At 44.8% G+C, this 14,045-nt stretch carries 12 protein-coding genes and 1 pseudogene; 4 read left to right on the top strand and 9 right to left on the bottom strand.

Annotation, left to right across the window (positions count from 1 at the left end; translation table 11 throughout):
- Nucleotides 1-59 precede the first annotated feature (59 nt).
- The 5 genes from rsgA to grpE form a co-directional block, all read right to left on the bottom strand.
- Nucleotides 60-1,187, bottom strand: coding sequence for a small ribosomal subunit biogenesis GTPase RsgA (gene rsgA / locus H6G92_RS30320; RefSeq protein ID WP_190899402.1), 1,128 nt, complete (start codon nt 1,185-1,187; stop codon nt 60-62).
- The gene (locus H6G92_RS30315; RefSeq protein ID WP_190899400.1) at nt 1,184-1,441 is read right to left on the bottom strand and encodes a sulfurtransferase TusA family protein; all 258 of its coding nucleotides are present in this window, start codon (nt 1,439-1,441) and stop codon (nt 1,184-1,186) included. The genes rsgA and H6G92_RS30315 overlap by 4 nt, the downstream gene beginning before the upstream one ends.
- Complete coding sequence (gene dnaJ, locus H6G92_RS30310; RefSeq protein ID WP_190899398.1) at nt 1,441-2,571, bottom strand: molecular chaperone DnaJ; 1,131 nt, start codon at nt 2,569-2,571, stop codon at nt 1,441-1,443. The genes H6G92_RS30315 and dnaJ overlap by 1 nt, the downstream gene beginning before the upstream one ends.
- A gap of 663 nt (nt 2,572-3,234) precedes the next feature.
- Entirely contained in the window at nt 3,235-5,193 is a 1,959-nt protein-coding gene (gene dnaK, locus H6G92_RS30305) for a molecular chaperone DnaK (protein WP_190899396.1), read from the bottom strand.
- A 226-nt stretch (nt 5,194-5,419) separates the two neighbouring features.
- Nucleotides 5,420-6,160: a nucleotide exchange factor GrpE gene (gene grpE, locus H6G92_RS30300; RefSeq protein WP_190899439.1), complete on the bottom strand. Its 741-nt coding sequence runs from the start codon at nt 6,158-6,160 to the stop codon at nt 5,420-5,422.
- Nucleotides 6,161-6,628: 468 nt separating this feature from the next.
- Between grpE and H6G92_RS30295 the strand changes: the two genes are divergently transcribed.
- From H6G92_RS30295 to H6G92_RS30280, 4 genes and pseudogenes are all read left to right on the top strand, one after another.
- Nucleotides 6,629-8,635, top strand: coding sequence for a GspE/PulE family protein (locus tag H6G92_RS30295; protein WP_190899394.1), 2,007 nt, complete (start codon nt 6,629-6,631; stop codon nt 8,633-8,635).
- Nucleotides 8,636-8,721: 86 nt separating this feature from the next.
- Nucleotides 8,722-9,855 (top strand): annotated as a pseudogene (locus tag H6G92_RS30290) (type IV pilus twitching motility protein PilT); the annotation flags it as partial.
- Between the two features lie 82 nt (nt 9,856-9,937).
- Nucleotides 9,938-11,161, top strand: coding sequence for a type II secretion system F family protein (locus H6G92_RS30285; RefSeq protein ID WP_190899390.1), 1,224 nt, complete (start codon nt 9,938-9,940; stop codon nt 11,159-11,161).
- A 141-nt stretch (nt 11,162-11,302) separates the two neighbouring features.
- Complete coding sequence (locus H6G92_RS30280; RefSeq protein ID WP_190899388.1) at nt 11,303-11,863, top strand: hypothetical protein; 561 nt, start codon at nt 11,303-11,305, stop codon at nt 11,861-11,863.
- Nucleotides 11,864-11,996: 133 nt separating this feature from the next.
- Here the strand turns inward: H6G92_RS30280 and bioU are convergent, their stop codons facing one another.
- The 4 genes from bioU to H6G92_RS30265 form a co-directional block, all read right to left on the bottom strand.
- Nucleotides 11,997-13,001 carry a (S)-8-amino-7-oxononanoate synthase BioU gene (gene bioU / locus H6G92_RS30275; protein ID WP_190899386.1) on the bottom strand — a complete coding sequence of 335 codons (1,005 nt, stop codon included), beginning with the start codon at nt 12,999-13,001 and terminating at the stop codon, nt 11,997-11,999.
- Between the two features lie 296 nt (nt 13,002-13,297).
- A complete protein-coding gene (locus tag H6G92_RS39800) occupies nt 13,298-13,438 on the bottom strand; it encodes a DUF3368 domain-containing protein (protein ID WP_242059365.1) in 141 nt (46 codons plus the stop codon).
- A gap of 5 nt (nt 13,439-13,443) precedes the next feature.
- Nucleotides 13,444-13,794, bottom strand: coding sequence for a hypothetical protein (locus H6G92_RS39795; RefSeq protein ID WP_242059364.1), 351 nt, complete (start codon nt 13,792-13,794; stop codon nt 13,444-13,446).
- On the bottom strand, nt 13,791-13,904 hold the full coding sequence (locus H6G92_RS30265; RefSeq protein WP_242059363.1) for a UPF0175 family protein: 114 nt from the start codon (nt 13,902-13,904) through the stop codon (nt 13,791-13,793). The genes H6G92_RS39795 and H6G92_RS30265 overlap by 4 nt, the downstream gene beginning before the upstream one ends.
- Nucleotides 13,905-14,045 lie beyond the last annotated feature (141 nt).

Here is a 14,045-nt window from a genome sequence, read left to right as displayed (position 1 = left end):
TAGTGACAAACCTTTACATATCAGTGCGTAGGTGCAGCCAGTCGTAGACATCGCACTCCTTATTCCTCATCTCGATATAATTCCTGCAAGTCTTGTAATTGAGTCTTCCGGGAAATGCGGCGGTATTTTTTACTTTCTAACTTGGGTTCGTATTGACTCTGCCCTTTGCCTTTGCTTTTGCTTTTTAACTTCATGGTAGATTCAGGATCAGCTTGTTGGTGCAGCTGAGTTTGACGGGCGATCGCATCGGACAAAAATTCTAAATAATGTTCATATCGTTCCCAGTCTCCCCGCACCACGCACTCAGGCTCATCTCGATGCAGACAATCACTAAACCGACAGCTAGCAACGGCTAACCGCTTTCTTGCTTCTGGGAAATAATGGATTAATTCTTCTGGGTTACAATCCATGTCTGGCTGGTTAAAGCCGGGAGTGTCTGCCAGCAAACCACCGTTAGGCAACTCAAATAATTCTATATGGCGAGTGGTATGACGACCACGAGCCAGTTTGCCAGAAACTTCTCCCACTCGCAGCTGAAGAGAGTCAATCAGCGTATTAATCAGGCTGGATTTGCCCACGCCGGAAGGCCCAGCAATTACAGTAACTTTATTGCTCAAATATCTGGCTGCTTGATCAGTATTTATACCATCTTTGACGCTGATGAATATCGGTTTATAGCCCCAACCAAGCAAGCGATCGCTAACTTGCTGCTGTTCCTGCGGTGAAATTAAATCACTTTTATTCAAACATAAAAGTACATCTAAGCCAGTAGACTCAGCCTTAATCAGAAACCGACTCAGTTGATAAGGTTCCAAAGGCGGATCGGCAACGGCAAATACCAATAGGATTTGGTTGACATTAGCGATCGCCGGACGATCTAATTCGCTGTGACGGGGTAAGACATCAGCGATCGCTCCCCGTCCCCCAGCCCAATCTGGCTCTTCTACCACAACGCGATCGCCTACCATCACCTGTTGCCCAATTTTTTTCAGGCGTGTTCGGCGAGTACAGAGCAGCAGGAGGGGATGAGGGGGATGGGGAAGATGAGGAGGATCTTGCTCCCTCATCTCCCTTATCTCCCTCATCTCCTCATCCTTTTCATCCAGCTGTACTCGGTAAAAATTAGCTTGCACGGCTAGCACCGTACCCAATAACTGTCCAGTTGTGGCAAAATTTTCCCCTGTCATTGGCCAGTAACTGGACGGCGTACTATCAGAGAAAAATAACTACTACAGTCTGTAATTTGTTCCACCTGATAACCTGCCATTGTCAGACTATCGGGAACCTGCTCAATCGGCTCACCAGGGTCTAGCCAGACTTCTAGCAAACCTCCCAATGGCATTTTCTCCAGACGTAGTTTTGTCCGCACAAAATTAATTGGGCAAGGGGTGCCGCGTAAATCAAGTTGAGCATCGGGAGTTAAAAGAGAAGAGGGCTTCATTACTTAAATAAATTTCCCAAGAATCCTTCTAGACCGCCTTTACCAGTGCGATCTCCCTTAATTTTAGCCAGCTTCTCCAACAGTTCCCTCTCCTCAGGGGTGACCTTGGTGGGAATATCAATTAATACTGTCAGCATATGATCCCCTCTACTAACGGGATTACCCAAACGGGGTACACCGCGATTTTCTAACTTCATCACCGTATTGGGCTGGGTTCCAGCCGGAATGATTAGTTCCACTGGCCCATCTACCGTATCTACCTCTAACCGACAACCTAAAATCGCTTGCAGATAGCTAAGTTTGATTTCAGAGAGAATATTAATGCCATCCCGTTGGAATTCCTCGTCCTCATTTACGAACAAGTAAACGTATAAATCTCCAGGAGGGCCACTGCGTTGACCGGCATCTCCTTCACTAGAAATCCGCAAGCGTGTGCCATTATCCACCCCAGCCGGAATGGTAATTTTGAGTTTCTTTGTAACTTGATTTGCGCCCTTACCATCACAGGCATCACACTTATCTTCAATTACCATCCCTGTCCCATTACAAGTGGGACAAGTTGAGACTTGGGTGAAACTGCCAAAGGGTGTTCTAGTGACACGGCGGACTTGACCCGATCCGCTACAAGTAGAACAAGTCCGGGGGCGGGTTCCAGGTTTAGCACCAGAACCGCTACAGACTTCACAATTTTCTAGATGGGAAATGCGAATTTCTTTTTCGCCGCCAAATACCGCTTCCCGAAAGTCTAACTTTAGGTCTAGCCGTAGGTCATCGCCCCTGGCAGGCCCACTACGCCGTCTTTGTTGCGTGGGACTACCCATACCGCCAGCAAAGCCACTAAAAATGCTTTCAAATATATCGGCAAAGCCGCCCATATCGCCGACATCTTGGAAGCCTGGTCCAGCAGCACCTGATACACCCTCTGGACCAAAGCGATCGTAACGAGCGCGGGTTTCTGGCTCTGAGAGTACCTCATAAGCACGGTTAATTTCTTTAAAGCGATCCTCCGCACCGGGTTCTTTGTTCACGTCTGGGTGAAACTTCCGGGCTAAACGGCGATAGGCTTGTTTGATTTCTTCTTTGTCGGTGTCACGAGAGACACCCAGGATTTCATAATAGTCGCGGGCCATATAGCAAAGGTAAAAGTTAGAAGGAAGAAAGCAGAAGGCAGTAGAACGTCACTCGCGGTCACTTGCTACCCTACAGGAAGGCGGTTTTGCCTACAGCTCTAGAAGAGCAATGCAGTGTCCTTCAGAGGGTGGCTTGCCGGAGGTCAGGCAGAAGATAAAATTAATTTTTGTTAATAATTGATTTTACCCTTTACCCTTTACAAAAATCACCGACAAATCTTGAGCAACATGTGCTTTCCTCGTGGGAGACGACAAAAGCCACAGAATTTATGAGCAGAGGAAGCCTATGCTCAGACTTCTCACTGCCGAGTCGGCTATCTCTTTTACAATTGTGCTACGTAGGAGAGGAAAACCCCGCCCATTAACCAGAGGGGCTAGCCGCACCATTAGGTGTGGAAAACCACCCATATGCAATGGAAGTGCATCTGAACTGGCACACTGCCTAGCCCACTGTAATTTGCTTCTACAATCTAGCAAACCGCTGGGGTCTTGTGAAACTTCGCTAAATTTATAATTAATATATTTTAGATAGATTAAATTCTTTTAACAAAAATCTGCAACTTTGGGGAGTGGGGAAGATGAAGGAGGTGGGGGAGCAGGGGAGACGGGGAAGAAATAACTAATGACTAATAAGCCCCATAACCCATACCCCATGCCCAATCCCTAATCTATCGCCTCATAATCAACCTGGGCAGTACTTTCTTCGTCGAAATCAAAGTTGAATTGTGGTATTAGTGTACCGTTCATTGGTGAGTCTACTTCTGGGGTAAAGTGACTACCTGAAGCCTCTTCAATCTCATCTGTTTGGCTGTTAGCTCGATTATAGACATCAGCACCAATTGCAAACAGGGTTTGTTGGAAGTCGTCTAAGCGCTGCTTAAATTCTACTGTGGAGATGCTAGAGTCAATCATTGCAGCTTGGAGTTGTGAAACTTTTTCACTAGCCAAGGTTTTCATCTGGTCGCCGATAAAGTTGCTATTATCCTTGATGGTGGATTCGTAACTGAACAACAAATTATCTGCTTGGTTTTTGAGTTCAACCAGTTCTTTACGTCTTCTATCTTCTTCGGAAAACAGTTCGGCCTCTTGGCGCATCCGTTCGACTTCGTTGGTACTCAAACCACCTGTATTGGTAATTCTGATACTCTGTTCTCGACCTGTACCTTTGTCTTGGGCAGAAACCTTCAGGATGCCGTTGACATCGATTTCAAAGGATACTTCGATTTGCGGCACACCACGGGGCGACGGGGGTATTCCTGCTAGCAAAAACTTACCCAGACTCTTGTTATCTCGTGACATTGCCCGTTCACCTTGGAGGATGTGAATTTCTACTGAGGTTTGCCCATCAACTGCTGTGGAAAAAATTTGTGACCTACTTGTAGGAATTGTGGTGTTGCGTTCAATAATTTTGGTGAACACTTCACCCAAAGTTTCAATTCCCAAAGACAAAGGAGTGACATCCAAAAGTAAGAGATTATCTACTTCGCCACCCAACACCCCTGCTTGGATAGCCGCTCCCAATGCTACCGCTTCGTCAGGGTTGATAGAGCGATCGGGAGCTTTGCCATTGAAAAACTTAATTAGCGCGTTTTGGACTGCGGGAATACGGGTAGAACCACCTACCAAAATAATCCGATCTATAGCTTGTGGTTTGAGATCCGCATCTTTGAGCGCTTGGATCATTGGTTCGATGGTACCTTCAATTAATTTCCCTGCCAGTTCTTCAAATTTAGAGCGGCTGAGTTCCATCTCCAGATGTTTTGGCCCGGTATTATCAGCCGTGATAAACGGTAAGTTGATGGAGGTATTCACCATGCTGGAGAGTTCAATTTTTGCCTTTTCCGCTGCTTCCCGCAGGCGTTGCAGTGCCATCTTATCTTGGGAAAGGTCGATTTTTTCTTGTTGCTGGAAACGTTCCATCATCCAACGCACGATCGCATTATCAAAGTCGTCTCCACCCAAGTGGTTGTTGCCACAAGTCGCCTTAACTTCAAAAACGCCATCTCCAAGTTGCAAGATCGATACGTCGAAGGTACCGCCTCCCAAGTCAAATACTAAAATTAGCTGCTCTTGGTCTTGCTTTTCCAATCCGAAAGCTAAAGCCGCAGCTGTTGGTTCATTGATAATTCGCAGGACTTCTAGTCCAGCAATTGTGCCAGCATCTTTAGTTGCTTGTCTTTGGGCATCTGTAAAATATGCTGGTACGGTGATCACTGCCTGAGTGACCTCCTCACCCAAAAAGTTTTCCGCATCCTGCTTCAGCTTTTGCAGGATCATGGCGGATAGTTCTTGTGGCGTGTAGTTTTTTGAGCGAATTTGGACATCAACGGTATCATCTCGACCTTTGACACAGTTATAGGGAACGCGATCGCGTTCTATGTCAGTGTCATCCCAACGCCGCCCGATGAATCGTTTAATACTGTAAATTGTGTTTTCGGCATTGGTTACGGCTTGGCGCTTTGCCAATTGACCAACCAAGCGATCGCCACTCTTCCCAAATCCCACAATACTTGGAGTAGTTCGTCCACCTTCAGAATTGGAGATCACCAGTGGTTGACCGCCCTCCAAGACTGCGACGCAACTGTTAGTAGTGCCTAAGTCGATCCCAATAACTTTTCCCATACTTGCCAGTATTTTTACTGATTCTTTATGCTGTAATATGTCGCGGACTAACTTTTTTGCTTTGAACCAAGGCTAGCGGATAACGTCTGTGGAATCCCTGTTGCCGGTAGCAAAAGAGAAGTTAAGCACAGAGAGTTATCCAAAGCCTTGTCCAAGTTTTAGGTACGCGATGCTCGTCCTTGCTAGAACCCAGGCACTTTAGGTCAGTGAGGCGAGCGACTACAGCTTAACTGTTGGCTGAACTCGACTGATCTTCTGGTGCAGCAGGGGTATCTTCCTTAGGAGCAGCTACTTTGACCATTGCATGGCGTAGCACGCGTTCGCCCAAGAAGTATCCGCGCACTAACTCTTCTAACACTGTTCCTTCAGGATGTTCATCCGTAGGTTCGCGCATTACTGCTTCGTGCAGGTTAGGATCAAATTCTTGGCCTTCAGGACGCATTGGTGATACACCCAAGCGCTTCAGGCTATCTACTAATTGTTTGTAAACGCCTTGGTAACTTTTGTGCATGGTCATTTCGCCATCAGATTGAGGTTTGAGGTGCGATCGCGCCCGCTCAAAATTATCGACTACTGGCAGCAATTCCAGAATGGTATTCCGCTTGATTTGTGTCTCTAGCTCTTCTTTTTCTTTGCTAGTACGTTTCCGATAATTCTCAAAATCAGCGGCAATCCGCATATATTGCGTACTACGCTCTTCTAGTTGCGTTTTGAGAGACTCGATTTGTTGAGTCAGTTCTGCCAAAGCTGTCGTTTCCACTTCAGTTGCAGCGACGCCATTTTCTTGATTGAGAGTAGCCGTATCTCCCGATACATTAGTTTGGGCTGCCACTTGCTCTGTAACCTCGCTACCAGATTCATTGAAATTAGTTTGGGCTGGGGAGTCACTCTTCATTGCTTGATTTACCTCTGTTGGTTCACCCAATTGCTGGCTTGTATTGTTTATCTGTTTATTTTCATCCATCATTGTCCACTCATTCCAGATGCTTTTTATGGCAGTGTATCTCCACAGCTTGCAACCGTCGTCATCCACGACGTGCCACTGAGGCTGATTTTTTTGCCGATAAGTTCCTGGAAGTGATGTAACCGTCATCTTATTGTGACAAATGGTGAACACGTTAGCCCAGACTCTACTAAGGCGGTAACCCGAACGAGTAATTTGCAATAGTAGTGCTGAATGTGACTCGCCCCTCATTTTATTTGAAAATATTTTGAATTTTGTTAGCGCAGCGTAAAGCCTTCTTTTCTCCCAAGGGGACACGCTAATGGAACGAGAGGCTTCTCTAGGAGACGCTACGCGTAGCGTCTCCTAGAGAGCGTCATTTTAAATTCGGAGCAAAGCGACGTGACTCAGGACTTTTTTAGGAAATGAGAATTCTGTCTCACAGCCTGGGAATACTTTAAGCAGAGGTTTCCCCAAATCAATTGCTCATTTATGACTTACTCGTCACCACAACGGCGCAGTACCGCTCTAACTACCAGAACAGAGTTTTCGCCCTTCGGCAACAAGCTAGTGCAATCTGGCTATGTCAATACCGAACAGATGAGGCAGGCACTAATTGAAAGCCGCAAATCTGGCAGACCCTTAACGGAAGTACTAGAGTCAATCACTGGGCAACAACTATCACCTGAGTTGCTCAGGCAATACAAAAAACAGCAGCTATTTGAACTTAAAATACTATACGGTGTTGAATTCCTTGATCCGGAAGTCAATTCCTTTGGCAGCACGATGATGGGGAACCTGATTGAAACCCTCATCCCAGTGGATATCTGTCGTCGCCATCGTTTAGTACCATTATCGAAACACGAAGACCAAACCCCGCCCTCAGTTTTAGTGGCGATGGTTGCTCCAGATAATCTAGAGGCTTCCGATGACCTGAACCGCATCTTGCGCCCCCAAGGCTTGGCGTTGCAGCGCATGGTCATTACACAGGAAGACTACCAGCAGCTAATCAACCAATATCTGGATGAAATGGCTGTTCGGCAAAAGCACCTGGAACAAGAAAAGTTTACAGATATTAATCAGGATTTAGAAAACCTCGGAAATCTCGATATTTCGGATGCTCCTGAAGAAATGGAGGCTGATTTAGGGGCAGCGATGAAAGGTGCAGAGGATGCCCCAGTCATCAACCTAGTTAACAGAATCCTGGCTAAAGCCTTGCATGAGGGCGTTTCTGACATTCATATCGAACCGCAAGAAGAAAACTTACGCATTCGCTTTCGGAAAGATGGCGTACTGCGTGAAGCTTTTGATCCCCTACCGAAAAAAATCATCCCGGCGGTGACAGCCCGATTTAAAATCATCTCCAATCTAGACATTGCTGAACGCCGTCTACCCCAAGATGGACGTATCCGGCGGATGTTTGAGGGACGTAAGGTGGACTTCCGGGTGAATACCTTACCCAGTCGCTACGGGGAAAAGGTGGTGCTACGGATTTTGGATAACTCCTCCACCCAACTGGGATTAGATAAGTTAATTACCGATCCAGAGACTTTAGATATTGTCAAGGATATGGTTAGCCGTCCTTTTGGTCTAATTTTGGTAACTGGGCCAACTGGTTCTGGGAAAACAACCTCGCTGTATTCTGCACTCTCAGAAAAGAATGATCCTGGAATTAATATCAGTACTGTAGAAGACCCAATTGAGTACAGTCTTCCAGGGATTACTCAAGTACAGGTGATTCGGGAAAAAGGGCTGGATTTTGCTACCGCTTTGCGGGCTTTCTTGCGGCAAGATCCAGATGTGCTGCTGGTGGGTGAAACGCGGGATAAGGAAACAGCAAAAACAGCAATTGAAGCTGCCTTGACAGGTCACTTAGTATTAACTACCTTACACACCAATGATGCCCCAGGTGCGATCGCTCGTTTGGGAGAAATGGGGATTGAGCCTTTCATGGTTTCAAGTTCCCTAATTGGCGTTCTAGCTCAACGTTTGGTGCGGCGTGTATGTTCTGAATGTCGTGTTCCCTACACTCCCACAACCGAGGAATTGGCTCGTTATGGTCTATCAGCTTCCTCAGATGTTGGAGTCACCTTCTATAAGGCTAACACCTTGACATTAGATGCGATCGCGGAAGCCAAAACCAAAAATCAGCTTTGCTCAAAATGTAATGGCATCGGCTACAAAGGGCGTTGTGGTGTTTATGAAGTCATGCGAGTCACCGAAAACCTGCAAACTCTCATTAACGAAGATGCACCCACGGAACGTATCAAGGAAGTGGCAATAGAAGAGGGCATGAAAACCTTGCTGGCTTACAGCTTGGACTTAGTGCGCCAAGGTTCCACCACTTTAGAAGAAGTAGAACGAGTGACGTTTACTGATACTGGTTTGGAAGCCGAGTTAAAAGCCAAACGCAAGACTGGTCTTACTTGCCGGATTTGTGATGCCACATTGAAACAAGAATGGCTGGATTGTCCCTACTGTATGACATCCCGGTTTTAAGAGTAATAGTCATTAGTCATTGGTTAGTAACTTTAAACAAATGACAACTGACAAAGGACAAATAACAAACATTAAAAGGAAGTAGAACTATGGAAATGATGATTGAAGACCTGATGGAACAGTTGATTGAAATGGGTGGCTCGGATATGCATTTATCCGCAGGTTTGCCTCCTTACTTCCGCATCAGTGGCAAACTCACCCCGATAGGTGAGCATGTATTGACAGCTGATCAATGTCAAAGGCTGATTTTTAGTATGCTCAACAACACCCAGCGTAAAACTTTAGAGCAAAACTGGGAGTTGGATTGTTCTTATGGTGTTAAAGGTTTAGCTCGCTTCCGGGTCAATGTCTATAAAGAACGTGGTTCTTATGCTGCTTGCTTACGGGCATTAAGTTCTAAGATTCCTAACTTTGAAAAATTAGGTTTGCCAGATGTGGTGCGGGAAATGACAGATAAGCCCAGAGGATTAATTCTGGTAACAGGCCCTACAGGTTCCGGCAAGACAACTACCTTAGCGGCAATGATCGACTTGATTAACCGCACTAAAGCAGAGCATATTTTAACGGTGGAAGACCCAATTGAATTTGTCTACGAACCAATTAAAAGCTTGGTTCACCAACGGCAACTGGGTGAAGATACTAAGAGCTTTGCTAATGCTTTGAAAGCAGCTTTGCGAGAAGATCCAGACATTGTTCTGGTGGGAGAAATGCGCGATTTGGAAACGATTTCTTTGGCAATTTCCGCAGCCGAAACAGGCCACTTGGTATTTGGTACTCTCCACACCAGTTCCGCGGCACAGACAGTTGACCGGATTATCGACGTTTTCCCCCATGAAAGACAAACCCAAGTCCGGGTGCAATTATCTAACTCGTTAGTGGCAGTATTTAGCCAAACCTTGGTGTCCAAGAAAAACCCTAAACCCGGTGAGTATGGTCGGGTGATGGCTCAAGAAATTCTGATTGTTACTCCTGCTATTTCTAACTTGATTCGAGAAGGCAAAACATCTCAAATTTACTCAGCTATTCAAACTGGCGGCAAATTAGGGATGCAAACTCTGGAGAAGGTTTTAGCCGATTTTTACAAAGCAGGAACGATTTCCTTTGAAGCGGCGATGTCTAAGACTTCTAAGCCAGATGAAATCCAACGCCTCATCGGTACTTCTACACCGCAAGCAGCTGCCGCAGGTGCGAAACCCGGTGCGGCTGCCAGAGCGCATTAAAGGAATTGGGAATAGGAGAAATGAAGAGGGTGGAAAACCCTTGATTATTTTAAATTTTGAATTTTGAATTTTGAATTGATTTATGCCAACCTACGTTGCCCGTGTTAGGGATTCTCAAGGAAAATCCCGAACAGAAAAAATTACTGCTGAATCCTTGACGCAAGCTCGTACTAATCTCAGAGATCAAGGTTTTGTAGTTCAAGAACTCAAACAATTTCAAGGATTTCAGGCAAATTTTGACTTAAAAAAATTCCAGACTTCCTTAGTTAAGGTTTCTGTGAAAGACAAAGCCGTTTTTTCCCGTCAATTTGCCGTTTTGATGAATGCAGGAGTTGCGATCGTTAGAAGTCTGGGGGTACTTTCTGAACAGTGTAGTAATCCTAAACTGAAACAAGCTCTTGTGGACATTAGCAGTGATGTTCAAAGCGGAATGAATCTTTCAGAGTCAATGCGGAAGCATCCTGACTGCTTTGATGGATTATATGTGAGTATGATTCAAGCAGGCGAAGTTGGTGGTGTTCTAGACGAAGTATTAAATCGTTTAGCCAAGTTGTTAGAAGATGTTGCCCGCTTACAAAACCAAATTAAATCAGCATTGTCTTATCCAGTGGTTGTGGGTTTTATAGCAGTTGCTATCTTCCTCGGTATGACCATTTTTCTTATTCCTATTTTTGCGAAGATTTTTACAGAAATTGGAACTGAATTACCAGCTTTAACGCAATTCTTGATGGATGCTAGCCAATTTTTGAGAAGTCCGAAGGTTTTCGTACTTATCGGTGTTCTTGTAGCACTGAAAGTTGCCTTTACACAATATGGTAAAACTCCTGTTGGTCGCATCACAATTGATCGTTTTTCCCTAAAGATGCCATTATTTGGTGACTTAATTCAAAAATCTTCGGTTGCCCGCTTTAGCAGGACTTTTGGTTCTTTGACTCGTTCAGGTGTACCAATTTTAACTTGCCTGGAAATTGTCCGAGATACATCAGGAAACCAAGTAATTGCCAATGCCATAGACGCAGCCCGCATGGAAATTCAACAAGGAGGTATGATTAGCATTGCTTTACAAAAAGATAGCGTTTTTCCGGCTATGGCAATTCAGATGATTAGTATCGGAGAAGAAACTGGAGAATTAGATGCAATGTTGATGAAAGTTGCCGATTTCTATGAAGATGAAGTCGAGCAAGCAGTAAAAGCAATGACCAGTATTTTGGAACCGGTAATGATTGTAGTTCTAGGGGGAATGGTTGGAACCATTTTGTTAGCGATGTATCTGCCTATGTTTGCGGTGTTTGAAAAGCTGGGATAGGGGATTAATAGTTAGGAGTTAGGAGTTATAAGTTAGAAGTTTAAACTCTCTATTTATCATCTTCATTCTTCACTCCTAACTTATAAATTTTATTTTTACCTCCTAACTCCTAACTCCTAACTCCTAACTATTTAATAAACTATGACTGTGCAAAAATCTCACTACGAAGCGAGTTTGGCAGAGTACAGCAATCACCTAGCTGCGATCGCCTTACTAAAGCAATATCGGCCATACTTAGAGATGATTCCCAGTCTGCGCCGTCCAGATGAAAGTGTCATCACTATTCCCTTGCCAATTGTCCGTCTTCGCAACACTGCTACAACAGCCCCACAAACGATTTGCTTACCCTGTGATGTGGCAATTTTGATGTGCGATCCAGAGTGGAAAATCAAGACAGGAGAAGAAATTTTAGTCTTTATTCACCGTGCTCACGAAGACTTTTCTGATTTGTTAGGACGTTGGCGACAAACCCAAGTTTGTCTAGACAATGATTATGAGTGGTTGATGCCTCTCCGCCACAGTCATATTTTGAGTGAGGGAGCTAATACAATATATCCTCTGTTTGTCGTTTTTAACGATACTTTAGAACGCATCCAGCAAGGACTTGTGGGAGCTGAACTTCCATTTATTATACAAACACCAGATTCGTTGCTTGAGGAAAATTTGACAGATATTTTATCTCCAGAACTGCCACCAGCTTAGAAAAACTTAGAAGTTAACACTCAGGAGTTTGGAGTTTAAAATCGGAAGTTTGGAGCATATTCAGAGACTCCAATTTTGCGATTTTATATTTTTAACTCCTAACTCCTAACTCCTAACTCCCAACTCCTAACTATTACCTAACAAATTGCGGCATAATTTCGGCAGCAGTGAATATTCCATAAATGCCGCGTTGGTGCAATTGTCTACCAGCTTTGAGATAGCCAAAAGCAGGGCCGCAGACATTGGCTGCCATACTGGTTTCATCTCCCAGAGTAAAGGTATGGGTGGAAATCTTACCTTCAAAGGTACGCCCTGTTACCTTAACGTTGGTGCTGAGGGGTTTTTTGGGATTGCGAGTATCGACTACACCACCAACAGTAACGCGATCGCGATCGCAAATTCCCGCTACCTCTAGCATCACATCATCAGCGTGTTCCATATTCGTCAAAGTAAGTACACCATTAGTTTTATCTAATAGCGCTTCTACTTCCGCATCAGTCATCGCCCTAGCAGTTTCCACTGTGTAACCAGGCATATGACCAATGTCTTCCCGAACGGTGGCGCGGTAAGCTTCCCAGTTAGCAATTCCTACCCCAAAGGTAATTTCGACTTGATGAATTTCGGCGTAGCTTTGGGCGGCTAAAGCGGCGGCGGCTGTTAACAATCCGGGTGTTGCACCACATCCTGTCATGTAGGTAATTCCGGCCGCTTGCAGTTCTTCTTTCATCGCCAGTAGTTGTTCTACAGCAGTGGTGCGCTTAATGGCATCCACTAGCACCCCACGCCAACCAGATTTAATAAACTCCTTGGCTACAGAGGGAATAAAGTCATTTGGCAAGTTGGGTAAAGCCAGAAAGTACCCATCCACAGGTTGAGCTATTTCAATTACATCCTGAATACTTTGATTTGTTAACGTACCAACTGGCTCTAAATGACCTACCGAACCTTGGGACTGGTAGGTTGCAATGCATTCTTGAGTATTTAAACCTTCAGCAGCGTAAGCGTAACCTTTTTGATCTGCGGCTGCGACTAAAATCATTTCCTGTTTAGCAGCAAGTACCTTGGCGGCGGCTTGTCCGAGTCCGCCGAAACCTAGTACTCCTATGCGGATAGCTGGCGAAATATTTGCTGTACTCATAGTCAATTACTTAAGTTGAATCACAAGCCTTCAAACTTTACCATCTCAGCTTGTGGCTGATGGCTGACAGCTTTTAGCTATAAAGGTTAATTATGCTTCATTATCCTGGTTTCTTCCCCAACCAAATCAGTTTTTTCACCAGAAATTCTTGCTGAGTGATTTAGGCTTGAGCAAATTTTCACGCGAAATAGCATCAAAAATCCAAATATACCTTAAAGCGATGCCTACGGCTGGCTACGCCTACGCGTGATGGTAGTTATAAAAGCCATACCACCTTTGGTCTAGGCTAGAGCATATTAAATAGTGTCATCTTCATCAACAAGCTGCAAAACCCTCTTGTATAAAGGTTCAGCCACCCAGAATCCTGCTTGATTAATTAGAGCATCTAACAGAGGTTTCACGGCAGAAATTAGCCTTTGACTTTTAGCTTCAACCAAGATCCCTAAAATTCCTGGTAACTAAGATTTAGGCTAGTTGCAACCATGCGACCACGACGTTCATCAATCAACACTTGATCTGTTTTCATTTCCACTGCTAGAGCGATCGCTTCAGCTTCACCAATATCCAGTTCATTGCTGAGTGCTTCAACCAGTATACGATCTTGAACTGGACGAGTTTGAATCCAAATAAAAGTTTGTACTTCAGTTGCACCTGCAACTGGAAAGTTGGGATCAGTCAGTTCTCGGTAGACAGCTTCAGGAATTAGGACTGTTCCGTAAAGCTGTTGTAGTAAATGAAGATGGTTAATGGCGGCGAGGTTATTAATGGGCGAAGTATCACTGACAATGATCACAGTCTACCCATCGCCCGCAAGTTTTCTATATCTTGTTCAAAATCCTCCACGCCATAATGCACTGGAATTTGACGACTTGCGAGTAGATGCTGAAATGCTATAGAACCCATTTGACATCTAAGAGGGTGCAGCAAGCCTCTTAACCATCAACCGAATAAAACAAAGATTAACCTTGGCAGTCGCATTCGCTAAAGTTCTCTCAAAGTTCTTGACGAGGATTTTGCATCTTTCCATCCAAGCATTTGACCGCT

It is taken from the genome of Nostoc foliaceum FACHB-393 (assembly GCF_014698505.1).
Taxonomy (GTDB): domain Bacteria; phylum Cyanobacteriota; class Cyanobacteriia; order Cyanobacteriales; family Nostocaceae; genus Nostoc; species Nostoc foliaceum_A.
Note: the sequence above shows the minus strand (reverse complement) of the source record. Positions and strands in the feature narration are given on the sequence as shown.

Coding starts and splice junctions, on each gene's coding strand:
- rsgA (WP_190899402.1), bottom strand. CDS start 1,187: ATGACAGGGGAAAATTTTGCCACAACTGGACAGTTATTGGGTACGGTG.
- H6G92_RS30315 (WP_190899400.1), bottom strand. CDS start 1,441: ATGAAGCCCTCTTCTCTTTTAACTCCCGATGCTCAACTTGATTTACGC.
- dnaJ (WP_190899398.1), bottom strand. CDS start 2,571: ATGGCCCGCGACTATTATGAAATCCTGGGTGTCTCTCGTGACACCGAC.
- dnaK (WP_190899396.1), bottom strand. CDS start 5,193: ATGGGAAAAGTTATTGGGATCGACTTAGGCACTACTAACAGTTGCGTC.
- grpE (WP_190899439.1), bottom strand. CDS start 6,160: ATGATGGATGAAAATAAACAGATAAACAATACAAGCCAGCAATTGGGT.
- H6G92_RS30295 (WP_190899394.1), top strand. CDS start 6,629: ATGACTTACTCGTCACCACAACGGCGCAGTACCGCTCTAACTACCAGA.
- H6G92_RS30285 (WP_190899390.1), top strand. CDS start 9,938: ATGCCAACCTACGTTGCCCGTGTTAGGGATTCTCAAGGAAAATCCCGA.
- H6G92_RS30280 (WP_190899388.1), top strand. CDS start 11,303: ATGACTGTGCAAAAATCTCACTACGAAGCGAGTTTGGCAGAGTACAGC.
- bioU (WP_190899386.1), bottom strand. CDS start 13,001: ATGAGTACAGCAAATATTTCGCCAGCTATCCGCATAGGAGTACTAGGT.
- H6G92_RS30265 (WP_242059363.1), bottom strand. CDS start 13,904: ATGGGTTCTATAGCATTTCAGCATCTACTCGCAAGTCGTCAAATTCCA.